The organism is Neobacillus sp. PVCKKU3 (genome assembly GCF_058323225.1).
The window spans coordinates 15,644-39,248 of record NZ_JBLVQN010000035.1 but is presented as its reverse complement, the minus strand read 5'-3'; the positions used below and the strand labels follow the sequence as shown (position 1 = coordinate 39,248).

Here is a 23,605-nt window from a genome sequence, read left to right as displayed (position 1 = left end):
GCACCTCCTTAAAGGCAATTGGAATTTATAATTATAGTACTTCTGGAGCTAGAGAAACAATCTTCATAAAGTTATTGTCGCGAAGTTCGCGGGCAACTGGTCCAAAGATACGAGTTCCACGTGGGCTCTTATCTTCTTTCACAATTACACATGCATTTTCATCAAAACGGATGTAGGAACCGTCAGGACGGCGGACACCGCTCTTTGTACGTACAACAACAGCTTTAACAACATCACCTTTTTTAACAACGCCACCAGGTGTTGCTTGTTTCACTGTACAAACGATAATATCGCCGATGTTAGCCGTTTTGCGGCCAGAACCACCAAGAACTTTAATGGTAAGCACTTCACGTGCACCAGAGTTGTCAGCAACTTTCAAACGTGATTCTTGTTGAATCATGTGTGTAACCTCCCTTCGGAAAAACTATCTCCGAACAATTAAATAATAACTGCTTTTTCTACTACTTCAACTAAACGGAAGCGTTTTGTAGCTGAAAGCGGGCGAGTTTCCATAATACGTACGATGTCGCCAACTTTTGCTTGATTTTGCTCATCATGAGCTTTGTACTTTTTAGAGTACTTTACGCGTTTACCGTAAAGGGGATGCTTTTTGTATGTTTCGACAAGAACAGTTACAGTCTTATCCATTTTGTCAGAAACAACGCGTCCAGTGTAAACCTTGCGCTGGTTACGTTCACTCATCACTCGTGAACCTCCTCTCGGATTTTACTTATTAACGCTGATTTCTCTCTCGCGAATCACAGTTTTCATGCGAGCGAGCGATTTGCGTACTTCACGGATACGAGCTGTATTTTCAAGTTGTCCAGTCGCCAATTGAAAGCGAAGGTTGAAAAGCTCTTCTTTTAACGATTTTACTTTTTGTTCAATTTCAGCAGTGGTAAGGTCACGAATATCATTAGCTTTCATTTGATTCACCACCAATTTCTTCACGTTTTACAAACTTGCACTTTACAGGAAGTTTGTGTGCTGCAAGACGAAGAGCTTCACGAGCAGTTTCCTCAGAAACGCCGGCAATTTCGAACATGATTCTTCCAGGCTTAACTACTGCCACCCAGCCTTCAGGTGAACCTTTACCGGAACCCATCCGTACTTCTAGAGGCTTTGCAGTAAATGGCTTGTGAGGAAAAATCTTAATCCAAACTTTACCGCCACGTTTCATGTAACGAGTCATCGCACGACGAGCAGCTTCGATTTGACGGTTAGTAACCCAGGATGCCTCCAATGATTGCAAACCGAATTCACCGAATGATACTTCAGTACCGCCTTTTGCGTTTCCACGCATGTTACCACGATGTTGACGGCGGAATTTTACGCGTTTTGGCAATAACATGATTATTTGCCTCCTTCCCCAGTTTTCTTCTTAGTAGGAAGGATCTCTCCACGATAGATCCATACTTTTACACCAAGTTTACCGTAGGTAGTATCGGCTTCTGCTGTAGCGTAGTCGATATCAGCGCGAAGTGTATGAAGTGGAACAGTTCCTTCGCTGTAATGTTCTGAACGAGCGATATCAGCGCCGCCAAGACGACCGGATACCATTGTTTTAATACCTTTTGCACCAGCACGCATAGCACGTTGAATTACTTGCTTTTGTGCGCGGCGGAAAGATACGCGGTTTTCTAATTGACGAGCAATGTTTTCAGCAACTAACTTCGCATCAACATCAGCCTTCTTGATTTCAAGAATGTTGATATGAACGCGTTTGCCAGTTAACTGGTTTAATGCTTTACGAAGTGATTCCACTTCAGTACCGCCTTTACCGATTACCATACCAGGCTTCGCTGTATGGATTGTAACGTTAACGCGGTTCGCAGCACGTTCGATTTCAACTTTAGACACAGAAGCATCTTTTAAGCGCTTCGTAATGTATTCACGAACCTTAATGTCTTCGTGTAAAAGATCAGCAAAGTCTTTACCTGCGTACCATTTAGATTCCCAATCACGGATGATTCCGATACGCAAACCGACTGGATTTACTTTTTGACCCACAGCTTATCCCTCCTTCTTCTCTGATAAAACGATTGTAATGTGGCTTGTGCGCTTGTTGATCTGGCTTGCACGGCCCATAGCGCGTGGACGGAAACGTTTTAAGGTTGGACCTTCGTCAACAAATGCTTGGGATACAACCAAGTTATTTACGTCCATTTCATAATTGTGCTCAGCATTTGCCATAGCGGATTTTAAAACTTTTTCAACAACTGGAGAAGCAGCCTTCGGAGTCAGATTTAAAATCGCCACCGCTTCACCAACTTGCTTTCCTCGAATTAAATCGACGACTAAGCGGACTTTACGAGGAGCAATTCGGACTGTTCTTGCAACAGCTTTAGCTTGCATTGGGATGCCCTCCTCTCTTAACGTCTTGTTTTCTTATCATCGTTACCATGACCTTTGTAAGCACGTGTTGGAGCGAATTCTCCAAGCTTATGTCCTACCATGTCTTCAGTAACATACACAGGCACATGTTTACGGCCATCATAAACGGCGATCGTATGACCGATAAATTGTGGGAAAATCGTAGAACGACGAGACCAAGTCTTAATCACTTGTTTCTTATCGGATTCATTTAACTTTTCAACTTTAACCATTAAATGATCATCAACGAATGGTCCTTTTTTTAAGCTGCGACCCATGAATGAACCTCCCTTCGTGAGTGGTCTACGGCTCTGTCTTTGAACCGTAGTTCAATCACGTTATTTTTTACGACGACGAATAATAAGTTTGTCGGATTTGTTTTTCTTCTTACGAGTTTTGTAACCAAGAGTCGGTTTGCCCCAAGGAGACATTGGAGACTTACGTCCGATTGGTGAACGTCCTTCACCACCACCGTGTGGGTGATCGTTAGGGTTCATAACAGATCCGCGGACAGTTGGACGTACGCCTAACCAGCGAGAACGACCAGCTTTACCGATTTTAATAAGTTCGTGCTGTTCGTTTCCTACTTGACCGATAGATGCACGGCATTCAGAAAGAATCATGCGAGTTTCACCAGAAGTTAAACGTACAAGTACGTATTTACCTTCTTTACCAAGTACTTGAGCGCTTGTTCCAGCAGAACGAACTAACTGGCCGCCTTTACCTGGTTTTAATTCGATGTTGTGTACTACTGTACCAACTGGAATGTTTGCTAATGGAAGTGAGTTACCTACTTTAATATCTGCCTCAGGGCCAGACATTACTTCCATGCCTACTTCAAGATTTTTTGGAGCTAAGATATAACGCTTTTCACCATCAGCATAGTTGATTAGTGCAATGTTTGCAGAACGGTTTGGATCGTATTCGATAGTGGCAACGCGTCCAGGAATGCCATCTTTGTTACGTTTAAAGTCGATTAAACGATATTGACGCTTATGGCCGCCACCTTGATGACGAACAGTTAACTTACCTTGGTTGTTACGGCCGCCTTTGCTCTTTAATGGAGCTAAGAGTGATTTTTCTGGAGTACTTGTTGTGATTTCAGCGAAATCAGAAACAGTCATCCCACGACGTCCGTTAGAGGTAGGTTTGTACTTTTTAATCGCCATTTTATTTCCCTCCTCTTATATTAGATTTTAGCTTTCAAAGAATTCGATTTCTTTGCTGTCAGCTGTTAGTTTAACGATTGCCTTGCGGCGTTTGTTTGTATAACCGCCAAATTTACCCATACGCTTGAACTTACCTTTGTAGTTCATGATGTTGACTTTATCAACTTCTACGCCAAAGATTTCTTCGACAGCATCTTTAACTTGGGTTTTATTAGCCTTAACATCCACTTCAAAAGTATATTTCTTTTCAGCCATTAGGTCAGTAGTACGTTCAGTGATAACGGGGCGCTTAATGATATCGCGTGCATCCATTATGCAAGCACCTCCTCTACTTTTTCAACCGCTGCTTTAGTCATGATTAATTTATCATGATTTACAACGTCTAATACGTTGATTCCATCAGCAGTTACAACTGTTACACCAGGAATGTTGCGAGCAGATAATGCTACGTTTTCATCAAGGTCAGCTGTAACGATTAACGCCTTTTTCTCAACAGAAAGACCATTTAAAACAGCTTTGAAGTCTTTTGTTTTTGGAGCATCGAACGCTAAGCTTTCAAGTACTAACACTTTTTCTTCTAGAACTTTAGATGATAGTGCAGATTTGATTGCTAAACGACGAACCTTTTTCGGTAATTTATAGCTATAGCTGCGTGGTTGTGGACCAAATACAGTACCACCTCCGCGCCATTGTGGAGAACGGATTGACCCTTGACGAGCACGACCTGTTCCCTTTTGGCGCCATGGTTTACGACCACCGCCGGCTACTTCAGAACGATTTTTAACTTTATGAGTTCCCTGACGTAAAGAAGCTCTTTGCATAATGATCGCTTCAAATAATACGTGTTGGTTAGGTTCAATACCAAATACGGATTCGTTTAACTCGATTTCACCAACTTGTGAACCGTTTTGGTTAAATAATGCTACTTTCGGCATTCCTATGTTCCTCCTTTCTTACGAAGTGATTATGCTTTAACTGCACCTTTGATTTTTAATAATGCCTTTTTCGCGCCTGGAACGTTACCTTTGATTAAAAGCAGATTGCGCTCAGCGTCAACCTTAACAATTTCAAGGTTTTGAACAGTAACTTGCTCTCCACCCATACGTCCAGGTAATAATTTACCCTTGAATACACGGTTTGGAGCAACTGGTCCCATTGAACCAGGACGACGGTGGTAACGAGAACCGTGAGCCATTGGGCCGCGTGATTGTCCGTGGCGTTTGATAGAGCCTTGGAAACCTTTACCCTTTGAGATTCCTGTTACATCTACTAAATCGCCTGCAGCGAAAATATCAACTTTGACTTCTTGACCAACTTCATAGCCTGCTAAGTCATCTCCGCGGAATTCGCGAACGAAGCGCTTAGGAGCAGTATTTGCTTTTGCAGCATGTCCCTTTTCAGGTTTGTTAGCTAACTTTTCACGTTTATCTTCGAAACCTACCTGAATAGCTTGGTAGCCATCAGTTTCCGCAGATTTCTTTTGAAGAATAACGTTTGGAGCTACTTCAACTACTGTTACAGGAATTAAGTTTCCGTTCTCAGCAAATACTTGAGTCATACCAATCTTTCTTCCTAAGATTCCTTTGGTCATGTAAGTCACACCTCCTAATTTTGTGAAATTTTATTTACTTATAATTTGATTTCGATATCTACACCGGATGGTAAATCTAATCTCATTAATGCATCAACTGTTTGTGGAGTTGGATTAACGATGTCGATTAGACGCTTATGTGTCCGCATTTCAAATTGCTCACGAGAATCTTTGTACTTGTGAACCGCACGAAGAATCGTATAAATAGATTTTTCTGTTGGAAGCGGAATCGGACCAGACACAGCAGCACCTGAACGCTTTGCTGTTTCAACGATTTTTTCTGCAGATTGATCAAGGATTCTGTGATCATATGCTTTTAAGCGGATACGAATTTTTTGTTTTGCCATTATTTTCCCTCCTTTATTCGCCTATTTTAAAAATAGACATTTCTCAGTGAGAATTTCCCTAACACAGCGCCATGGCAAAGCGGCCGGGTGTGTCAGCAACCTCCCACATCATCGCAGTCAAAGACCAACATTGTCTATTATACATAAAACATAAAGCAAACGCAACATTTATTACGAATTTTTTTAGTCTTATGTCCTGAACACTTTTATTATTATAAAGGTTGATATACATGATTTCAACACATAATATTAATCTCCAGTAATCTCCTAATTAAATTACATTTAAACATTCATAATTATATAGAAGAAACACGGAAAATATTTAAAAGAGCAATATAAAAAAGCAGCTGGATCGTCACCCAGCTGCTTCTGTTATTAGTTAATTACTCAATGATTGTAGTGATTGAACCTGAACCTACAGTACGTCCACCTTCACGGATAGAGAACTTAGTTCCTTCTTCAATCGCAACTGGAGCGATAAGCTCAACAGTCATTTCTGTGTTATCGCCAGGCATGATCATTTCAGTACCTTCTGGAAGAATGATGATACCAGTGATATCAGAAGTACGGAAATAGAATTGTGGACGATAGTTTGAGAAGAATGGAGTATGACGTCCACCTTCTTCTTTAGATAATACGTAAACTTGTGCTTTGAACTTTGTGTGTGGAGTGATGGACTTTGGCTTAGCCAAAACTTGTCCACGCTCGATTTCTTCACGGGCTACACCACGAAGAAGGGCACCGATGTTGTCACCAGCTTCAGCAAAGTCAAGAAGCTTACGGAACATTTCTACACCTGTTACAGTTGTAGATTTTGGCTCTTCAGTGAAACCAACGATTTCAACTACGTCACCAACTTTAACTACACCACGCTCAACGCGTCCTGTTGCTACTGTACCACGACCAGTGATAGAGAATACGTCCTCAACTGGCATCATGAATGGCTTGTCAGTGTCACGAGTTGGGTTTGGAATGTAGCTGTCAACAGCATCCATAAGTTCGATGATTTTTTCTTCCCATGCAGCATCGCCTTCTAATGCTTTAAGAGCAGAACCTTTGATAACTGGAGTGTCATCGCCAGGGAAATCGTATTCAGAAAGAAGGTCACGAATTTCCATTTCTACTAATTCAAGTAATTCTTCGTCGTCAACCATGTCACACTTGTTCATGAATACAACAAGGTAAGGTACGCCTACCTGACGAGAAAGAAGGATGTGCTCACGAGTTTGTGGCATTGGACCATCAGTTGCAGATACAACAAGGATACCGCCGTCCATTTGTGCAGCACCAGTGATCATGTTTTTAACATAGTCAGCGTGTCCTGGGCAGTCAACGTGTGCGTAGTGACGTGCATCAGTTTCATATTCAACGTGTGCAGTAGAGATTGTGATACCACGTTCTCTTTCTTCTGGAGCACCGTCGATTTGATCGTATGCACGAGCTTCTGCTTTACCTTGCTTAGCTAGTACAGAAGTGATTGCAGCAGTTAAAGTAGTTTTACCATGGTCAACGTGTCCGATTGTACCAATGTTAACGTGTGGCTTTGAACGGTCGAATTTAGCTTTTGCCATTTGGAAAATCCTCCTTTGGATTATAAAAATTAAGTATATTTAAGCGGAAACTGTAAAGAGGTTGTCCTCGTTTCACAGTTTCCATTCTTACATAAGTAGTTATACTTTAAAGATAAGTAAAAATCAATTACTCACCTTTATTTTTTTTGATGATTTCTTCAGAAACTGATTTAGGTACTTCTTCGTAGTGATCAAAGTGCATAGAGAATACTCCACGACCTTGTGTGCTAGAACGAAGCGCAGTTGCATATCCAAACATTTCTGATAGAGGAACCATAGCACGAACAACTTGTGCGTTACCACGAGCTTCCATACCTTCAACACGTCCACGACGTGCAGTGATTTGTCCCATAATGTCCCCAAGATACTCTTCAGGGATTACAACCTCTACCCTCATCATTGGTTCAAGGATTACTGGGCTACACTTAGATGCTGCATTTTTAAGTGCCAATGAAGCAGCAATTTTAAACGCCATTTCAGAGGAGTCAACATCATGGTATGAACCATCAAATAGTTTTGCTTTAATATCAACTAATGGATATCCAGCAAGAACACCGCGTTGAAGCGCATCTTCAAGTCCAGCTTGAACTGGAGCGATGTATTCACGAGGAACGACACCACCAACGATGGCATTTTCGAATTCGAAGCCTTTTCCTTCTTCGTTCGGTGAGAACTCAATCCAAACGTGTCCGTATTGACCGCGTCCACCAGACTGACGAGCAAACTTACCTTCAACTTGTGCAGAAGCACGGAATGTTTCACGGTAAGCAACCTGCGGTGCACCTACATTAGCTTCAACTTTGAATTCACGACGCATACGGTCAACGATGATATCTAGGTGAAGCTCACCCATACCAGCGATGATTACTTGTCCAGTTTCCTGGTCAGTATGTGCACGGAAGGTCGGATCTTCTTCTTGCAGCTTTTGCAGAGCAGTTGTCATTTTGTCTTGGTCAGCTTTTGATTTAGGTTCAACTGAAAGCTGGATTACTGGCTCTGGGAATTGCATAGACTCTAGGATAACAAGGTTTTTGTCGTCACATAGAGTATCACCAGTAGTTGTATCTTTCAAACCTACAGCAGCAGCAATATCACCGGCATAAACCTTTGAGATTTCTTGACGGCTGTTTGCGTGCATTTGCAGGATACGTCCGATACGTTCACGTTTGCCTTTAGTTGAGTTCTGAACATATGATCCAGACTCTAAAGTACCAGAATAAACGCGGAAGAACGTTAATTTACCCACATAAGGGTCTGTCATAACTTTAAATGCAAGAGCTGAGAATGGCTCTTCGTCACTTGAGTGACGCTCAACGATTTCCTCTTCATCATCCACAGCATGACCTTTGATGGCAGGTACATCTAATGGAGATGGAAGGTAATCGATAACTGCATCTAACATTAACTGAACACCTTTGTTTTTGAAGGCTGATCCACAGATAACTGGGTAGAATTCAACGTTAACAGTACCTTTACGGATTGCGGCTTTTAACTCTTCTTTTGAGATTTCCTCTCCGCCAAGGTATTTTTCCATTAACTCTTCATCAAGTTCAGCTACTGCCTCAACTAATTTTTCACGATATTCTTCAGCTTGCGCACGGTGTTCTTCCGGAATCTCACGAACTTCAATATCAGTTCCTAAGTCGTTTCCGTAGAATACTGCGTTCATTTCCACAAGGTCAATGATAGCTGAGAATTGATCTTCAGCCCCGATTGGTAACTGAATTGGATGAGCATTCGCTTGCAGACGATCATGTAATGTTTTCACAGAGTACAGGAAGTCTGCGCCGATTTTGTCCATCTTGTTTACGAATACTACACGTGGTACTCCGTAAGTTGTTGCTTGACGCCAAACTGTTTCAGTTTGTGGTTCAACACCTGACTGAGCATCTAGAACTGCTACCGCACCATCAAGTACACGAAGGGAACGTTCTACTTCTACAGTGAAGTCTACGTGTCCTGGAGTGTCGATGATGTTAACACGGTGGCCTTTCCATTGTGCAGTTGTTGCAGCGGAAGTGATTGTGATTCCGCGTTCTTGTTCTTGCTCCATCCAGTCCATCTGAGAAGCACCTTCATGTGTTTCACCGATTTTATGAATCTTACCAGTGTAATAAAGGACACGCTCAGTGGTAGTCGTTTTACCGGCATCGATGTGAGCCATGATGCCGATATTACGAGTATTTTCTAAGGAGAACTCTCTTGCCATTGGGTCTTTCTCCTTCCTAGTAGTAAGTTTTTATATTTGAAGGTTAGATTACCAACGATAGTGAGCAAACGCTTTGTTTGCTTCAGCCATTTTGTGTGTATCTTCACGTTTCTTAACAGATGCACCAGTGTTGTTTGCTGCATCCATGATTTCGTTAGCTAAGCGCTCTTCCATTGTTTTTTCACCGCGAAGACGCGCATAGTTTACCAACCAGCGAAGACCAAGAGTTGTACGGCGGTCAGGACGCACCTCAACTGGAACTTGGTAGTTAGCACCACCGACACGGCGTGCTCTTACTTCTAGAACTGGCATGATATTTTTCATCGCTGCTTCGAATACTTCCATAGGTTCTTTTCCAGAACGCTCACGGATTGTATTAAATGCAGAGTAAAGAATTTCTTGAGATTTACCTCTTTTACCGTCAATCATCATTTTGTTGATAAGACGAGTAACTAATTTGGAATTGTAAAGTGGATCTGGTAACACGTCTCTCTTTGCTACAGGACCTTTACGTGGCATGCTTTTTCCTCCTTTCAAAGAAGCTTCTATTTAGTATGATTATTTCTTAGCTGCTTTTGGTCTCTTAGTACCATATTTTGAGCGGCCTTGCATACGGTTGTTAACTCCAGCTGTATCAAGCGCTCCGCGTACGATGTGATAACGTACCCCTGGTAAGTCTTTTACACGTCCGCCACGGATAAGAACAACACTGTGCTCTTGAAGGTTGTGGCCGATACCAGGAATGTATGCAGTCACCTCGATACCATTTGTCAAGCGTACACGAGCATATTTACGTAACGCTGAGTTTGGTTTCTTTGGAGTCATTGTACCAACACGAGTACATACCCCGCGTTTCTGTGGTGAAGATACATTTGTTTGTGATTTTTTGAAGCTGTTATAACCTTTATTTAGCGCAGGTGATTTTGACTTCTCAGTCGTTGACTGACGTGGCTTGCGCACTAATTGGTTAATTGTAGGCATGTTTTTTTCCTCCCTTCATTAATTGTAAGCCCACACATCCAGGTGGTTCATTTTTTTGCAAAAACAAAGTTTTTGCAGACTACTCTATCTACAAAAACAGTTTTTAACGGATAATTGCAACAGCGGCCGCACCTACTTGAATTCCGCATGCTTTACCAAGCTTTTTCATGGAGTCCACATACAGAACAGGAACTTCTAAGTCTTGGGCTGTTGTGACCACTAGTGTCGTAACTTTTTGGTCAGCATCTGCCGCGATAACCAGCTCTTCGACTTTTCCTTCCTTTAGTGCTTTCACTGCTTGTTTCGTCCCTATAATGAAACTCTTCGCCTGTAATACTTTTTCATAAGACATGATTGCTATCCTCCAAAGTATCAGGTGTATAGGAGCACCTTTGATATAGTAACATCTTAGAAAATAGTTGTCAACCAAACATTTAAATATTTTCTTAAAATAGAGGCTGACGAAGGTCAGCCTCTGACATTTATTTAATCAATTGTTACCGGTTCTTCTGAGGTTGTATCCCGAAGGACTGGCTCTGCTTTGCGGTAGCGCTGCATACCTGTTCCGGCAGGAACCAATTTTCCGATGATAACATTCTCTTTTAAACCAAGCAATTCATCGCGCTTGCCCTTAATTGCTGCATCGGTAAGAACTCTTGTTGTTTCTTGGAATGATGCTGCAGACAAGAATGAATCAGTTTCAAGAGACGCTTTGGTAATACCAAGTAATACAGGACGCCCTGTAGCCGGTATTTTGCCGTTTAGTAAAGCTGATTCATTGGCATCCGTAAACTGGTGAATGTCTAGCAGTGTACCCGGTAATACATCGGTATCTCCAGCCTCACTGACACGCACTTTGCGGAGCATTTGGCGGACCATAACCTCGACGTGCTTATCGCCAATTTCAACACCCTGCATCCGGTAAACCTTTTGCACTTCACGAAGCAGGTATTCCTGAACGGAAATTACATCTTTTACCTTAATCAGTTCTTTTGGATCGATTGATCCTTCGGTTAATTCCTGACCTCGTTCAATCCGGTCTCCGACAGCAACCTTCAGACGGCCGGTATACGGAGCAGTATAACTGCGCTGCTCAACTTCACCTTGAACAACAATTTCGTGCTGGCGGTCGCGGCCTTCGTTAATGCTGATGACCACACCGTCAATTTCTGAAATTACAGCCTGCCCTTTAGGGTTACGCGCTTCAAAAATTTCCTGAATACGCGGTAAACCTTGCGTAATATCGTTACCCGCAACACCGCCGGTATGGAATGTACGCATCGTTAGCTGTGTTCCTGGCTCACCGATAGACTGGGCCGCAATAATACCAACCGCTTCACCCACTTCGACCTCTTGACCAGTCGCTAGGTTACGGCCGTAACATTTTTTACAAACACCATGGCGGGTGTTACATGTAAATGCCGAACGGATTTTAACCTCTTCAATTCCAGCCTCTACAATGACAGTAGCAAGGTCTTCTGTAATTAGGCCATTTTCCGGAACAAGGACTTCCTTTGTTTCAGGATGTTTAATAGGCGTACGTGCATATCGGCCAATTAGACGCTCTTCAAGTGGTTCAATAACCTCTGTACCATCTTTTAAAGCGCTAATAGTAAAGCCGCGGTCTGTTCCACAGTCATCCTCACGAACAATAACGTCCTGTGCAACGTCAACGAGACGGCGGGTTAAGTAACCTGAGTCAGCTGTCTTAAGGGCGGTATCGGCAAGACCTTTACGCGCACCGTGAGTAGAGATAAAGTACTCTAATACCGTTAATCCTTCACGGAAACTTGACTTGATTGGTAACTCGATGATACGACCTGCCGGGTTGGCCATCAGACCACGCATACCTGCTAACTGTGTAAAGTTAGACGCATTACCACGGGCACCGGAGTCACTCATCATGAAGATTGGGTTAGTCTTATTCAAGGATTTCATCAATTTACCTTGAATAGTATCCTTCGCCTGGCTCCAAATAGAGATGACACGGTCATAACGCTCATCCTCTGTAATTAAACCACGTCTAAACTGTTTAGTAACATTATCAACCTTAGCCTGCGCATCATGAAGAATTTGCTCTTTCTCTTTAAGTACGACGATATCGGCAACACCAACAGTAATACCGGCTTTAGTTGAATATTTGAAACCTAAATCCTTCATGCGGTCGAGCATTTTGGATGTTTCGGTAATTTTGAAACGCTTGAATACTTCCGCAATGATATTACCAAGAATTTTCTTTTTAAACGGATCAATCAAAGGCATATTTTTAATCTTTTCTTTGATATCCTCGCCTTTTTCGACAAAGTACTTAGCAGGTGTTTCAACCTCTAAATTGTGTTTAGTTGGTTCATTGATATAAGGGAATGATTTTGGAAGAATCTCATTAAACACAAGCTTACCAACGGTTGTGATTAACAGCTTGTTGTTTTGTTCTTCTGTAAAAGTCTCATTTCCTAATTTACCGGCATTAACAGCAACCCTTGTATGCAGGTGAACATAGCCGTTTTGATAGGCAAGAAGGGCTTCGTCCGTATCATTAAACACCATGCCCTCACCGACGGCACCTTCTCTTTCAAGAGTTAGATAATAGTTTCCTAATACCATGTCCTGTGAAGGAGTAACAACCGGTTTACCATCTTTCGGGTTAAGAATGTTTTGGGCAGCAAGCATTAAAAGGCGGGCTTCAGCCTGTGCTTCTGAAGAAAGCGGTACGTGCACAGCCATTTGGTCTCCGTCAAAGTCGGCATTGTATGCAGTACATACTAACGGGTGAAGGCGAATAGCACGGCCTTCAACGAGCGTAGGTTCAAATGCCTGGATCCCTAAACGGTGAAGCGTAGGGGCACGGTTTAACAGAACCGGATGCTCCTTAATGACATCTTCAAGCACATCCCAAACATCTGGGGACACTCTTTCAATTTTGCGCTTTGCTGATTTAATATTATGGGCTAATCCCTTTTCAACAAGCTCCTTCATCACAAATGGCTTAAATAATTCAAGCGCCATTTCTTTCGGAAGTCCGCATTGATACATTTTTAGATTAGGACCTACGACGATAACCGAACGGCCGGAATAGTCAACACGTTTTCCAAGCAGGTTTTGACGGAAACGTCCTTGCTTACCTTTCAGCATATGGGACAGTGACTTTAACGGACGGTTACCAGGACCTGTAACCGGGCGGCCGCGGCGGCCGTTGTCAATTAAAGCATCGACGGCTTCCTGGAGCATCCGCTTTTCGTTTTGAACGATAATGCTAGGCGCACCCAGGTCTAATAAACGCTTTAAACGATTGTTACGGTTAATCACACGGCGATATAAATCGTTTAAGTCAGAAGTCGCAAATCTTCCGCCATCTAATTGAACCATCGGGCGCAGCTCTGGTGGAATGACTGGAAGAACATCTAACACCATCCAAGATGGTTCGTTCCCGGAATTACGGAATGCTTCGAGAACCTCAAGACGTTTAATTGCACGTGTACGGCGTTGGCCTTGAGCTGTTTTAAGCTCTTCTTTTAAACCATCAACATCTTTGTCTAAATCGATATCTGACAGCAGTTTCTTGATGGCTTCTGCACCCATAGATGCTTGGAATTTATTACCGTACTTTTCACGATAGGCACGATATTCTTTTTCTGATAATAGCTGTTTCTTTTCAAGAGCAGTGTCACCTGATTCTGTCACTACGTATGAAGCAAAGTAAATGACTTCTTCAAGCGCCCTTGGAGACATGTCTAAAACAAGCCCCATTCTACTTGGAATGCCTTTAAAATACCATATATGCGAAACAGGTGCGGCAAGTTCAATATGCCCCATTCGTTCGCGGCGGACCTTTGCACGAGTAACCTCTACACCGCATCGGTCACAGACAACACCTTTATAACGGACACGCTTGTACTTTCCGCAATGACATTCCCAATCCTTTGTCGGACCAAAAATTCTTTCGCAGAATAAACCGTCCTTTTCTGGCTTTAACGTACGATAGTTAATGGTTTCAGGTTTTTTAACCTCACCGAATGACCAAGAGCGGATTTTATCCGGTGATGCAAGACCTATTTTCATGTACTCAAAATTATTAACGTCCAGCAAGGGGCCTACCTCCCTATTTATGTCCAGGTTTTACCCTTATATAAAAGCTTAAAAGCGCACCAAGGAACAGCAATAGCTTGTTCACAGCAGGAGCTATTCTCTTAAGTGCGCTTAAACTAAGAATGGATTACTCTTTTGAACCTACTTTTTCGGATTCAAAGCTTGGTGCGTCAGGAACGATGTTTAATGTGTCGACTTGTTGTACGTCCTCTTCATCTTCCATATCGCGCATTTCAATCTCTTCTTCATCACCGGATAAGATTTTGACATCCATACCCAAGCTTTGAAGTTCTTTGATTAATACCTTAAATGACTCAGGAACGCCCGGTTCTGGAACATTTTCGCCTTTTACAATGGCTTCATATGTTTTAACCCGGCCAACCACGTCATCCGACTTAACCGTAAGAATCTCCTGCAGCGTGTATGCAGCGCCATATGCTTCAAGCGCCCATACCTCCATCTCACCGAAACGCTGTCCGCCAAACTGGGCTTTACCGCCAAGCGGCTGCTGTGTAACAAGTGAGTAAGGACCTGTTGAACGTGCATGCAATTTATCGTCAACCATGTGAGCAAGCTTAATCATATACATGACCCCAACTGATACACGGTTATCAAAAGGTTCACCCGAACGGCCGTCATAAAGAACCGTTTTGGCATCGCGGGCCATGCCGGCTTCCTCAATCGTTGCCCATACATCTTCCTCACGTGCACCGTCAAATACTGGCGTTGCAACATGAATACCAAGAGCTCTGGCAGCCATACCTAAGTGAAGCTCAAGAACCTGCCCGATATTCATCCGAGAAGGTACCCCTAATGGATTTAACATAATATCAACCGGTGTGCCATCTGGAAGGAATGGCATATCCTCTTCCGGTAAAATTCTTGAGATAACCCCTTTATTCCCGTGGCGTCCCGCCATTTTATCGCCTGCGGAGATTTTCCTCTTTTGAACGATATAGACACGGACTAACTGATTAACGCCTGGAGGCAGTTCATCGCCATCTTCACGGTTAAAGACTTTTACATCCAGAACAATACCGCCTCCGCCGTGTGGAACACGAAGAGAAGTATCACGGACTTCACGAGCCTTTTCACCAAAGATAGCATGTAAGAGACGTTCTTCAGCGGTCAATTCTGTTACCCCTTTTGGTGTAACCTTACCAACTAAAAGGTCTCCGTCTTTTACTTCTGCACCAATGCGGATAATACCGCGCTCATCAAGATTGCGAAGGGCGTCTTCACCCACGTTAGGAATATCACGAGTAATTTCCTCTGGTCCAAGCTTTGTATCACGAGATTCAGATTCATATTCCTCGATATGAATAGAAGTATAGACATCGTCTTTTACAAGACGTTCACTCATGATAATCGCATCTTCATAGTTGTATCCATCCCAATTTATGAATGCAACAAGAACGTTTCTTCCTAACGCTAATTCGCCAAGCTCCATAGATGGACCATCAGCAAGAATTTCACCCTTTTTGACACGGTTGCCAACAGCCACAATCGGACGCTGGTTATAGCATGTTCCTTGGTTGGAACGGATAAATTTCAACATCCTGTATTTATCGAGGTCACCTTTAACCTCTTGACCATCGATCTCTTTCACACGACGCACCCATACTTGACGGGCTTCAACGTGTTCCACGATTCCATCGTGCTTACAAACAACCGCTGCCCCGGAGTCTTTTCCGGAGACATATTCCATGCCGGTACCAACTCTTGGCGCCTCAGGCTGCATTAATGGGACCGCCTGACGCTGCATGTTTGCACCCATCAGTGCACGGTTGGAGTCGTCATTTTCAAGGAACGGAATACATGCCGTTGCCGCAGAAACAACCTGCTTTGGTGATACGTCCATATAATCGACCCTGTCGCGTTTAACAACCGTGTTCTCACCACGGAAGCGGGCAATAACATCTTCATCAAGGAAGGAGCCATCATCACCAAGACGGGCATTCGCCTGGGCGACAACATAATTGTCCTCTTCATCGGCTGTTAGATAATCGATTCGGTCTGTCACATTACCTGTATCAGGATCAACACGGCGGTAAGGTGTTTCTATAAATCCAAAGCGATTAACTTTTGCATAGCTTGATAATGAGTTAATCAAACCGATGTTCGGACCTTCCGGTGTTTCAATCGGACACATCCGGCCATAGTGAGAGTAGTGAACGTCACGAACTTCCATACCGGCACGTTCACGTGTTAAACCACCTGGTCCAAGCGCTGATAAACGACGCTTATGGGTTAATTCCGCAAGCGGGTTTGTCTGATCCATGAACTGTGATAACTGTGAACTTCCGAAGAACTCTTTGATGGAAGCAATAACTGGACGAATATTGATTAACTGCTGCGGCGTTATCGTTGCTGTATCCTGAATGGACATTCTTTCACGAACAACGCGCTCCATCCGGGACAATCCAATTCGGAATTGGTTTTGCAAAAGCTCACCAACTGAACGAAGACGTCTGTTCCCCAAATGGTCGATATCATCTGTATCACCTACTCCATGCAGCAAATCAAAGAAGTAGCTGATTGACGCAATAATATCAGCAGGAGTGATATTTTTAATTGGTTCTGCCACATAGGCATTACCTAAAACATTAATAACCTTTTCATTTTCATCGCCAGGAGCGTAAATCTTGATGCCCTGCATAATGATTTCTTCTTCCACTACACCACCAACAGGGTTGTAGCTTTTGAAATTAATATTTTTCTCGAGCGCAGGCAGGATTCTGTCCAGATTTCTTCTATCCAAAACAGTTCCCTTTTCTGCAATGATTTCACCTGTTTCAGGGTCTGCCAGCGTTTCCGCTAAGCGCTGATTGAATAGGCGGTTTTTAATGTGAAGCTTTTTATTAATTTTATAACGACCTACATTAGCCAGGTCATATCGTTTCGGATCAAAGAAACGAGAAATCAATAAATTCTTCGCATTTTCAACAGTCGGAGGTTCACCCGGACGAAGACGTTCGTAAATCTCAAGTAACGCTTTATCAATACCTTCCGTATTATCTTTTTCAAGCGTGTTGCGGAGATATTCGTTATCACCAATCAATTCAAGAATTTCTTGATCAGAGCCGAAACCAAGTGAACGCAAAAGAACCGTAACGGGCAGTTTCCGAGTACGATCGATTCTGACATATACGACATCCTTGGCATCTGTTTCATATTCAAGCCATGCGCCGCGGTTCGGAATGACAGTAGCTGTGTAGCCCTTTTTTCCGTTTTTATCGGTTTTTCCGCTGAAATAAACGCTCGGTGAGCGCACCAGCTGCGAAACAATTACACGTTCCGCACCATTAATAACAAACGTGCCGGTTTCCGTCATTAACGGAAAATCACCCATGAATACATCTTGATCCTTTACTTCGCCTGTTTCTTTGTTTACAAGACGTACTTTGACACGCAATGGAGCAGAATATGTAACGTCCCGTTCTTTTGATTCTTCTACAGAATACTTTGGATCGCCAAGACTGTAATCAATAAATTCCAGTGATAAGTTACCTGTAAAATCCTCAATCGGTGAAATATCCTGGAACATTTCACGCAATCCCTCATCAAGAAACCACTGATAAGAAGAGGTTTGGATTTCAATAAGGTTTGGTAACTCTAAAACTTCACTGATTCGTGCGTAACTCCTCCGCTTCCGGTGGCGTCCATACTGAACTAGTTGACCTGTCAACTGATTCACCCCTCAAATCAAGCGTAATTTAAAAATCTATGCACATCTTTTGAGCAGTGCTATAAAGCCCTATCCAAAAGACAAAAAGAAAAAGGGTTTTTTCCCAAAAACCACATTTTCACATTTTGACTATTATTTTGTCATCATTTCCTTTTTATCCCTATTTTATACAGACAAAATGTATTTATAGGAATAATTCAGTAAATATTATGATGGCATTTTATAATGCTATCACAACGACACTATCAAGTCAACTGTTTTTTAGCCTTTATGATGAAATATCCTTTTGATTTGTCAATTACTTCAGCATTAGAAAAAAGTTCTTTCATTTTCTCCATCGCCGAGGGAGCACCCTGCTTCTTTTGAATGACTACCCATAATTCGCCGCGGGCAGCAAGACGTTCATAACCTTGTTCAAAAATATCATGAACAGTCTTTTTCCCGGCACGAATGGGGGGATTGGTTAAAATAGCGGAAAAGGTATCTTCCTTTACACTAAGCAGCCGGTCACTTTCATAGATTTTTACATTCTCAATTTTGTTGAGAACGGCATTTTCCCTCGCCAATTCAAGAGCCCGTTCATTCACATCTACCATATGAATGATCCGGTCTGGGTTGGCCTTTGCAATAGATAAACCAATGGGGCCATATCCGCAGCCAACATCGAGAATAGGACCGTTTATTTCCGGAATCGTAAAAGATTCAATTAATAGACGTGAGCCAAAATCTACCTCTCTTTTTGAAAAAACTCCGTTATCCGTTTTAAACCGAAATTGATGGTTTCTTAAGGTGAAGTCCCAATATTTCGGGTCACTTTCAACCTTTTGGGAACGAGAATAGTAGTGTTCAGTCAAACGACTCACCTCCTGAGGAAAGGAATAGAAGATAATGAGGCACTAGGACCTTTTTAAGATAGCCAAAAAAAGCCCGCTTATGCAGCGGACTTTTTTATAACGTTAAGATTACTTAACTTCAACGTTTGCTCCAACTTCGTCAAGCTTAGCTTTGATTTCTTCAGCTTCTTCTTTAGAAACGCCTTCTTTAACAGGCTTTGGAGTGTTGTCAACAAGGTCTTTTGCTTCTTTAAGTCCAAGACCAGTGATTTCACGAACAACTTTGATAACTTTGATTTTTTGATCGCCAGCAGAAGCTAGGATTACATCAAACTCAGTTTGCTCTTCAACAGCAGCAGCACCTGCGCCGCCAACCATTGCTACAGGAGCAGCAGCAGTTACGCCGAATTCTTCTTCGATTGCTTTTACAAGATCGTTAAGTTCTAAAACAGTCATAGATTTAACTGCTTCAATGATTTGTTCTTTAGTCATTTTAATTTTCCTCCTTAATTTTCATTCCGTTATTGGTTAAGCGATAAGTCTTAACTTACGCGCCTTGTTCTTCTTTTTGATCTGCAACTGCTTTTGCTGCAAGAGCAAGGTTGCGGATTGGTGCTTGAAGCACGCTGAGTAACATAGAAAGCAAGCCTTCGCGTGAAGGAAGTTCAGCAAGAGCTTTAACCTCTTCAACAGTTGCGACGTTACCTTCGATAACACCCGCTTTTAATTCTAACGCTTCGTTCTTTTTAGCAAAATCGTTTAAGATTTTCGCTGGTGCTACTACATCTTCAGTACTGAACGCGATTGCGTTAGGACCTGTTAATGCATCGTTTAAGCCAGCAAGACCTACTTCTTCAGCCGCACGGCGAGTCATGGAGTTTTTATAAACCTTGAACTCAACGCCAGCTTCGCGAAGTTGTTTACGAAGTTCAGTCACTTGACCAACTGTAAGGCCACGGTAGTCAACAACAATTGTTGATACGCTAGCTTTTAGTTTTCCAGCAATTTCTTCGACAACCTGTTTTTTAGCTTCGATTGCACTGCTCATCTTAACACCTCCTGTAGAATGTCTACATTTATACCGGTCAGTAAAATGCCTCTATATCATAGAATAGACATAGAGGCAGCATAATCAGCTAAAAAGATAGCTTAATTTATCGCATAACCTCGGCAGGATTATTAAGCACATAAGCCCCTGCTGTCTACGGTACAAATGTTTATTGTATTAAACAACAAAATTGATTATATAAAATCTAATTTCGATTGTCAATTGGAAAAATTAGTTACCTTATCTTGCTGCAACAGTAGAAGGATCTACCTTGATTCCAGGTCCCATTGTTGAAGTAACAGTTACGTTCTTCATGTAAGTACCTTTAGCAGCAGATGGCTTTACTTTTAACATTGTTTCGAACACAGTAGTGAAGTTCTCAACAAGCTTTTCGTTTTCGAAAGAAGATTTACCGATAGGCACGTGGATATTTCCAGCTTTGTCAACACGGTATTCAACTTTACCTGCTTTAATTTCATTGATTGCTTTTGTTACATCAAATGTAACTGTGCCTGTTTTAGGGTTTGGCATTAAGCCTTTAGGCCCTAAAGTACGACCTAATTTACCAACTTCACCCATCATGTCAGGTGTTGCTACGATTACATCGAACTCGAACCAACCTTGTTGGATTTTGTTGATGTATTCTGCATCGCCAACATAATCAGCGCCAGCTGCTTCTGCTTCTTTCACTTTTTCACCCTTCGCGAATACTAATACGCGTTGAGTTTTACCAGTTCCGTTTGGAAGCACAACTGCTCCACGGATTTGCTGGTCAGCTTTCTTAGGGTCAACGCCTAAGCGGAAAGCAACTTCAAGAGTTGCGTCGAATTTCGCAATATTTGTTTGCTTAGCAAGTTCAATTGCTTCTGCAATTGGGTAAGCTTTTGAGCGATCTACAAGCTTAGAAGCTTCTAGGTACTTCTTACCTTTTTTAGCCATTTTTATTTCCTCCTAAATTGTGGTTTTAACGTCTTGATAACTCCCACGAAAAAGGTTGCGAGTATTTTTATAACTGCGCAACCCCTTCATTACAACATAACAGTTACTAACATGGATTAGTCTTCGATAACGATACCCATGCTGCGTGCAGTACCTTCAACCATGCGCATTGCTGCTTCAACGCTAGCTGCGTTTAGGTCAGGCATTTTTTGTTCCGCAATCTCGCGTACTTTATCACGCTTTACTGTTGCTACTTTATTACGGTTAGGCTGGCCTGAACCAGACTGAATTCCAGCTGCTACTTTCAAAAGAACGGCAGCAGGAGGAGTTTTCGTAATAAATGTAAATGAACGGTCTTCAAACACCGTGATTTCAACAGGAATAATCAATCCAGCTTGATCTGCTGTACGAGCGTTAAATTCCTTACAGAATCCCATGATGTTAACACCGGCTTGACCTAGTGCTGGACCAACTGGCGGTGCAGGGTTTGCTTTACCAGCAGGGATTTGTAATTTAACAACTTTAATTACTTTTTTAGCCACGAGACACACCTCCTTAAAGTCCGTGATGTGGTTAATAGGGTATTAACCCTCCCACTCATCTGAAGTCTTTATATGAATACAAAGAGCTTGACAAAAGTCTTGTCCAAGGAGTTTTCCTTAGACATACTGACCTATGAAATATTATCATTTTTTAAAACTGATTTCAAGTTTTTTTACAATATCAGATAATTTTTCTTTAAAATTGTCTCTTTTGGCCTTTTTCTGCTCTAAAAAAGGGCTGTTGATTGGAGCTCCGGGCACTTCGCTTTCCGCGGGCGTTTCGGGGAGCCTCCTCGTCGCTAAAGCTCCTGCGGGGTCTCCCCTGAACCGTACTCCCGCAGGAGTCTTCGTGCCCTCCACTCCAATCAACAGGGTAGAAAAACTTATCTTCAACTTTTTATTATTTTTTAAAAATTAAAGCTTATCAATTTGTGTGAATTCAAGTTCTACTGGGGTGTCACGGCCGAACATGTTGACTAGTACTTTAAGCTTGGCTTTGTCCTTGTCCATTTCTTCGACGACTCCTGTGAAGTTGGCGAATGGGCCTTCTTTAACTTTGACGGTTTCGCCGATTTCGTAGTTAACGTCAATACGCTTTTCTTCTACGCCCATACGTTTCAGTAAGCCGGTCACTTCTTCCGGAAGCAGTGGAGTTGGCTTTGAACCTGATCCAGCAGAACCAACGAACCCAGTTACACCCGGTGTATTTCGTACGACATACCAAGAATCGTCGGTCATCACAAGCTCAACCAACACATATCCAGGGAACACCTTACGTTTGACAACCTTTTTCTTACCGTTTTTAATTTCTGTTTCTTCTTCTTCCGGAACTACGACACGAAAGATTTTATCTGACATGCCCATGGATTCCACACGTTTTTCTAAATTAGCCTTTACCTTATTCTCATAGCCTGAGTAAGTATGAACAACATACCAATTCTTTTCCATTTAAGAGGACTTGTGCGTCCGTCCCTCCCTAATTTAAATTCAACCTTTTTTTTAAACAAATTAAAAAACCCGCTAATGACGGGTTTTTTGCTAAAAATTCCTTGTGTTTTCCATTATACCATGAAGTACAAGTTATTATTCAAGAATTAACCGAATCAATTTTGAAATTCCCAAATCTAAAACCGCAAAGAAAACGGCAAAAAAGGCAACAGTTGTTATAACAGTTACAGTAGAGCGAGTCAGTTCTCCGCGTTTTGGCCAGCTGACTTTTCTCATTTCACGAACTACGTCACTGAAGAAATTCTTTATGCGAGACATTTAGTAACCCCCAACTATCGTAAATAGCAATGCTAGAATGTTAATCTTTTATTTTGTTTCACGATGAACAGTATGCACATCACAGGTTTTACAATATTTATTTAATTCCAATCTCTCTGTTTGTGTATCCTTGCTGGCGGTGGAATAATTTCTAGAACCGCAGATTGTGCAGGCAAGAACTCTCTTTTTACTCATCCTTAGGCACCCTCTTTATATCCCTAAAAATGTATCATGACCCCTATTTATTGTCAATAACATTCGGCAGGAGATTCAGTGAACTGACATAAATCTGTGAGCGCATACAAAACTTACAGGGAAAACTCGCGAAACTCCAGGTACCGCTCTAGCTTTCTTTTTACACGCTGCAAGGCATTATCAATCGATTTCACATGACGGTTAAGTTCTTCAGAAATTTCCTGGTACGATTGCCCATCCAAGTACAGGGCCAATACCTTTCGTTCTAAATCACTTAACAATTCCGTCATTTTTACTTCTATGTGGTCAAACTCTTCCTGGTTAATGATTAGCTCTTCCGGGTCGAGAACCTTTGCACCTGATAATACATCCATCAACGTCCGGTCTGATTCTTCATCGTAAATAGGCTTGTCCAATGAAACATAGGAATTTAACGGAATATGTTTCTGCCTCGTTGCCGTTTTGATGGCTGTGATGATTTGCCTTGTGATGCACAATTCAGCGAATGCTTTGAAGGAGGTCAGCTTGTCCTCTCTAAAATCGCGGATCGCCTTATACAGACCAATCATTCCTTCTTGAACAATATCTTCCTTATCCGCGCCAATTAAAAAATAGGATCTTGCTTTCGCACGTACAAAATTTCGATACTTATGGATTAAAAAATCCAAAGCTTCGCTGTCGCCTTGGTGAACCAAATCGACAATTTCCTCGTCTTCCATTACGAAAAACTGCTCGTTAACATTTGTCCCGAAGTCCGCACTCAACTT

The 23,605-nt window shown here is 42.2% G+C and carries 29 protein-coding genes and 1 other annotated feature; of the genes, 1 reads left to right on the top strand and 28 read right to left on the bottom strand.

From position 1 onward, the window contains the following. Positions 1-31: 31 nt before the first annotated feature. The 24 genes from rplN to rplK all read right to left on the bottom strand — a co-directional run bounded on the left by rplN (position 32) and on the right by rplK (position 21,377). Positions 32-400, bottom strand: a complete 369-nt coding sequence (gene rplN / locus ACNQGS_RS21030; protein ID WP_038538479.1) for a 50S ribosomal protein L14 — start codon at positions 398-400, stop codon at positions 32-34. A gap of 38 nt (positions 401-438) precedes the next feature. Next, positions 439-702 (bottom strand): 30S ribosomal protein S17, encoded by a 264-nt coding sequence (rpsQ, locus tag ACNQGS_RS21025; RefSeq protein WP_066321295.1) that lies wholly within the window; start codon positions 700-702, stop codon positions 439-441. Positions 703-726: 24 nt separating this feature from the next. Continuing rightward, positions 727-927: a 50S ribosomal protein L29 gene (gene rpmC, locus ACNQGS_RS21020; RefSeq protein WP_491489059.1), complete on the bottom strand. Its 201-nt coding sequence runs from the start codon at positions 925-927 to the stop codon at positions 727-729. Continuing rightward, positions 917-1,351 carry a 50S ribosomal protein L16 gene (gene rplP, locus ACNQGS_RS21015; protein ID WP_491489058.1) on the bottom strand — a complete coding sequence of 145 codons (435 nt, stop codon included), beginning with the start codon at positions 1,349-1,351 and terminating at the stop codon, positions 917-919. The genes rpmC and rplP overlap by 11 nt, the downstream gene beginning before the upstream one ends. A 2-nt stretch (positions 1,352-1,353) precedes the next feature. Beyond that, a complete protein-coding gene (gene rpsC / locus ACNQGS_RS21010) occupies positions 1,354-2,010 on the bottom strand; it encodes a 30S ribosomal protein S3 (protein WP_213148268.1) in 657 nt (218 codons plus the stop codon). A gap of 3 nt (positions 2,011-2,013) precedes the next feature. After that, positions 2,014-2,355 (bottom strand): 50S ribosomal protein L22, encoded by a 342-nt coding sequence (rplV, locus tag ACNQGS_RS21005; protein WP_213121079.1) that lies wholly within the window; start codon positions 2,353-2,355, stop codon positions 2,014-2,016. Between the two features lie 17 nt (positions 2,356-2,372). Next, complete coding sequence (rpsS, locus tag ACNQGS_RS21000; RefSeq protein WP_213121080.1) at positions 2,373-2,651, bottom strand: 30S ribosomal protein S19; 279 nt, start codon at positions 2,649-2,651, stop codon at positions 2,373-2,375. A 60-nt stretch (positions 2,652-2,711) separates the two neighbouring features. Then, complete coding sequence (gene rplB / locus ACNQGS_RS20995; RefSeq protein ID WP_423800334.1) at positions 2,712-3,542, bottom strand: 50S ribosomal protein L2; 831 nt, start codon at positions 3,540-3,542, stop codon at positions 2,712-2,714. A 27-nt stretch (positions 3,543-3,569) separates the two neighbouring features. Then, entirely contained in the window at positions 3,570-3,854 is a 285-nt protein-coding gene (gene rplW, locus ACNQGS_RS20990) for a 50S ribosomal protein L23 (protein WP_277398412.1), read from the bottom strand. Beyond that, positions 3,854-4,477, bottom strand: a complete 624-nt coding sequence (rplD, locus tag ACNQGS_RS20985) for a 50S ribosomal protein L4 (protein ID WP_213148270.1) — start codon at positions 4,475-4,477, stop codon at positions 3,854-3,856. Before rplD ends, rplW begins: the two co-directional genes overlap by 1 nt. Before the next feature lie 29 nt (positions 4,478-4,506). After that, positions 4,507-5,133, bottom strand: a complete 627-nt coding sequence (gene rplC / locus ACNQGS_RS20980) for a 50S ribosomal protein L3 (RefSeq protein WP_491489057.1) — start codon at positions 5,131-5,133, stop codon at positions 4,507-4,509. A 38-nt stretch (positions 5,134-5,171) separates the two neighbouring features. Beyond that, the gene (gene rpsJ, locus ACNQGS_RS20975) at positions 5,172-5,480 is read right to left on the bottom strand and encodes a 30S ribosomal protein S10 (RefSeq protein WP_034676072.1); all 309 of its coding nucleotides are present in this window, start codon (positions 5,478-5,480) and stop codon (positions 5,172-5,174) included. Between the two features lie 383 nt (positions 5,481-5,863). Beyond that, positions 5,864-7,051 (bottom strand): elongation factor Tu, encoded by a 1,188-nt coding sequence (tuf, locus tag ACNQGS_RS20970; RefSeq protein ID WP_213148272.1) that lies wholly within the window; start codon positions 7,049-7,051, stop codon positions 5,864-5,866. Positions 7,052-7,178: 127 nt separating this feature from the next. Beyond that, positions 7,179-9,260 carry an elongation factor G gene (gene fusA, locus ACNQGS_RS20965; protein ID WP_491489056.1) on the bottom strand — a complete coding sequence of 694 codons (2,082 nt, stop codon included), beginning with the start codon at positions 9,258-9,260 and terminating at the stop codon, positions 7,179-7,181. Between the two features lie 48 nt (positions 9,261-9,308). Continuing rightward, positions 9,309-9,779 carry a 30S ribosomal protein S7 gene (gene rpsG / locus ACNQGS_RS20960; RefSeq protein ID WP_213148274.1) on the bottom strand — a complete coding sequence of 157 codons (471 nt, stop codon included), beginning with the start codon at positions 9,777-9,779 and terminating at the stop codon, positions 9,309-9,311. 39 nt (positions 9,780-9,818) lie between these two features. Then, positions 9,819-10,241: a 30S ribosomal protein S12 gene (gene rpsL / locus ACNQGS_RS20955; RefSeq protein WP_213121087.1), complete on the bottom strand. Its 423-nt coding sequence runs from the start codon at positions 10,239-10,241 to the stop codon at positions 9,819-9,821. Positions 10,242-10,344: 103 nt separating this feature from the next. Beyond that, entirely contained in the window at positions 10,345-10,593 is a 249-nt protein-coding gene (locus ACNQGS_RS20950; protein ID WP_491489055.1) for a 50S ribosomal protein L7ae-like protein, read from the bottom strand. Between the two features lie 134 nt (positions 10,594-10,727). Continuing rightward, a complete protein-coding gene (gene rpoC / locus ACNQGS_RS20945; protein WP_491489054.1) occupies positions 10,728-14,327 on the bottom strand; it encodes a DNA-directed RNA polymerase subunit beta' in 3,600 nt (1,199 codons plus the stop codon). Positions 14,328-14,454: 127 nt separating this feature from the next. After that, on the bottom strand, positions 14,455-18,015 hold the full coding sequence (rpoB, locus tag ACNQGS_RS20940; RefSeq protein WP_491489053.1) for a DNA-directed RNA polymerase subunit beta: 3,561 nt from the start codon (positions 18,013-18,015) through the stop codon (positions 14,455-14,457). 245 nt (positions 18,016-18,260) lie between these two features. Further along, positions 18,261-18,869 carry a class I SAM-dependent methyltransferase gene (locus tag ACNQGS_RS20935; protein ID WP_491489052.1) on the bottom strand — a complete coding sequence of 203 codons (609 nt, stop codon included), beginning with the start codon at positions 18,867-18,869 and terminating at the stop codon, positions 18,261-18,263. Between the two features lie 108 nt (positions 18,870-18,977). Further along, the gene (gene rplL, locus ACNQGS_RS20930; protein WP_491489051.1) at positions 18,978-19,340 is read right to left on the bottom strand and encodes a 50S ribosomal protein L7/L12; all 363 of its coding nucleotides are present in this window, start codon (positions 19,338-19,340) and stop codon (positions 18,978-18,980) included. Between the two features lie 55 nt (positions 19,341-19,395). Beyond that, a complete protein-coding gene (gene rplJ / locus ACNQGS_RS20925; protein ID WP_464492253.1) occupies positions 19,396-19,896 on the bottom strand; it encodes a 50S ribosomal protein L10 in 501 nt (166 codons plus the stop codon). A gap of 33 nt (positions 19,897-19,929) precedes the next feature. Beyond that, positions 19,930-20,074, bottom strand: a sequence feature (ribosomal protein L10 leader region). Between the two features lie 62 nt (positions 20,075-20,136). Next, complete coding sequence (rplA, locus tag ACNQGS_RS20920) at positions 20,137-20,835, bottom strand: 50S ribosomal protein L1 (RefSeq protein WP_491489050.1); 699 nt, start codon at positions 20,833-20,835, stop codon at positions 20,137-20,139. Between the two features lie 116 nt (positions 20,836-20,951). Next, entirely contained in the window at positions 20,952-21,377 is a 426-nt protein-coding gene (gene rplK / locus ACNQGS_RS20915) for a 50S ribosomal protein L11 (protein WP_042453928.1), read from the bottom strand. Between the two features lie 133 nt (positions 21,378-21,510). On the opposite strand from rplK, the gene ACNQGS_RS20910 reads away from it, so the two are divergent. Next, positions 21,511-21,795 carry a hypothetical protein gene (locus ACNQGS_RS20910; protein WP_491489049.1) on the top strand — a complete coding sequence of 95 codons (285 nt, stop codon included), beginning with the start codon at positions 21,511-21,513 and terminating at the stop codon, positions 21,793-21,795. Here ACNQGS_RS20910 and nusG read toward each other — a convergent pair. The 4 genes from nusG to sigH all read right to left on the bottom strand — a co-directional run bounded on the left by nusG (position 21,792) and on the right by sigH (position 23,602). After that, a complete protein-coding gene (gene nusG / locus ACNQGS_RS20905; RefSeq protein ID WP_213148282.1) occupies positions 21,792-22,325 on the bottom strand; it encodes a transcription termination/antitermination protein NusG in 534 nt (177 codons plus the stop codon). The genes ACNQGS_RS20910 and nusG overlap by 4 nt on opposite strands. Before the next feature lie 135 nt (positions 22,326-22,460). Continuing rightward, positions 22,461-22,643, bottom strand: coding sequence for a preprotein translocase subunit SecE (gene secE / locus ACNQGS_RS20900; protein ID WP_213121096.1), 183 nt, complete (start codon positions 22,641-22,643; stop codon positions 22,461-22,463). A gap of 48 nt (positions 22,644-22,691) precedes the next feature. Continuing rightward, a complete protein-coding gene (gene rpmG / locus ACNQGS_RS20895) occupies positions 22,692-22,838 on the bottom strand; it encodes a 50S ribosomal protein L33 (protein WP_491489048.1) in 147 nt (48 codons plus the stop codon). A gap of 113 nt (positions 22,839-22,951) precedes the next feature. Continuing rightward, complete coding sequence (gene sigH, locus ACNQGS_RS20890; RefSeq protein WP_213121098.1) at positions 22,952-23,602, bottom strand: RNA polymerase sporulation sigma factor SigH; 651 nt, start codon at positions 23,600-23,602, stop codon at positions 22,952-22,954. Positions 23,603-23,605: the final 3 nt, after the last annotated feature.

Bases quoted from the DNA above. Each gene is read 5' to 3' on its own strand.
- rplD (WP_213148270.1), bottom strand. From the start codon at position 4,477: ATGCCGAAAGTAGCATTATTTAACCAAAACGGTTCACAAGTTGGTGAA.
- secE (WP_213121096.1), bottom strand. From the start codon at position 22,643: ATGTCTCGCATAAAGAATTTCTTCAGTGACGTAGTTCGTGAAATGAGA.
- rpsQ (WP_066321295.1), bottom strand. From the start codon at position 702: ATGAGTGAACGTAACCAGCGCAAGGTTTACACTGGACGCGTTGTTTCT.
- ACNQGS_RS20910 (WP_491489049.1), top strand. From the start codon at position 21,511: ATGAAATATTATCATTTTTTAAAACTGATTTCAAGTTTTTTTACAATA.
- rplA (WP_491489050.1), bottom strand. From the start codon at position 20,835: ATGGCTAAAAAAGGTAAGAAGTACCTAGAAGCTTCTAAGCTTGTAGAT.
- rplN (WP_038538479.1), bottom strand. From the start codon at position 400: ATGATTCAACAAGAATCACGTTTGAAAGTTGCTGACAACTCTGGTGCA.
- rplB (WP_423800334.1), bottom strand. From the start codon at position 3,542: ATGGCGATTAAAAAGTACAAACCTACCTCTAACGGACGTCGTGGGATG.
- rplL (WP_491489051.1), bottom strand. From the start codon at position 19,340: ATGACTAAAGAACAAATCATTGAAGCAGTTAAATCTATGACTGTTTTA.
- rplV (WP_213121079.1), bottom strand. From the start codon at position 2,355: ATGCAAGCTAAAGCTGTTGCAAGAACAGTCCGAATTGCTCCTCGTAAA.
- rpsG (WP_213148274.1), bottom strand. From the start codon at position 9,779: ATGCCACGTAAAGGTCCTGTAGCAAAGAGAGACGTGTTACCAGATCCA.
- rpsS (WP_213121080.1), bottom strand. From the start codon at position 2,651: ATGGGTCGCAGCTTAAAAAAAGGACCATTCGTTGATGATCATTTAATG.
- rpsL (WP_213121087.1), bottom strand. From the start codon at position 10,241: ATGCCTACAATTAACCAATTAGTGCGCAAGCCACGTCAGTCAACGACT.
- nusG (WP_213148282.1), bottom strand. From the start codon at position 22,325: ATGGAAAAGAATTGGTATGTTGTTCATACTTACTCAGGCTATGAGAAT.
- ACNQGS_RS20950 (WP_491489055.1), bottom strand. From the start codon at position 10,593: ATGTCTTATGAAAAAGTATTACAGGCGAAGAGTTTCATTATAGGGACG.
- rpmG (WP_491489048.1), bottom strand. From the start codon at position 22,838: ATGAGTAAAAAGAGAGTTCTTGCCTGCACAATCTGCGGTTCTAGAAAT.
- rplJ (WP_464492253.1), bottom strand. From the start codon at position 19,896: ATGAGCAGTGCAATCGAAGCTAAAAAACAGGTTGTCGAAGAAATTGCT.
- rpmC (WP_491489059.1), bottom strand. From the start codon at position 927: ATGAAAGCTAATGATATTCGTGACCTTACCACTGCTGAAATTGAACAA.
- rpsJ (WP_034676072.1), bottom strand. From the start codon at position 5,480: ATGGCAAAACAAAAAATTCGTATCCGCTTAAAAGCATATGATCACAGA.
- rplC (WP_491489057.1), bottom strand. From the start codon at position 5,133: ATGACCAAAGGAATCTTAGGAAGAAAGATTGGTATGACTCAAGTATTT.
- rplW (WP_277398412.1), bottom strand. From the start codon at position 3,854: ATGGATGCACGCGATATCATTAAGCGCCCCGTTATCACTGAACGTACT.
- fusA (WP_491489056.1), bottom strand. From the start codon at position 9,260: ATGGCAAGAGAGTTCTCCTTAGAAAATACTCGTAATATCGGCATCATG.
- tuf (WP_213148272.1), bottom strand. From the start codon at position 7,051: ATGGCAAAAGCTAAATTCGACCGTTCAAAGCCACACGTTAACATTGGT.
- rplP (WP_491489058.1), bottom strand. From the start codon at position 1,351: ATGTTATTGCCAAAACGCGTAAAATTCCGCCGTCAACATCGTGGTAAC.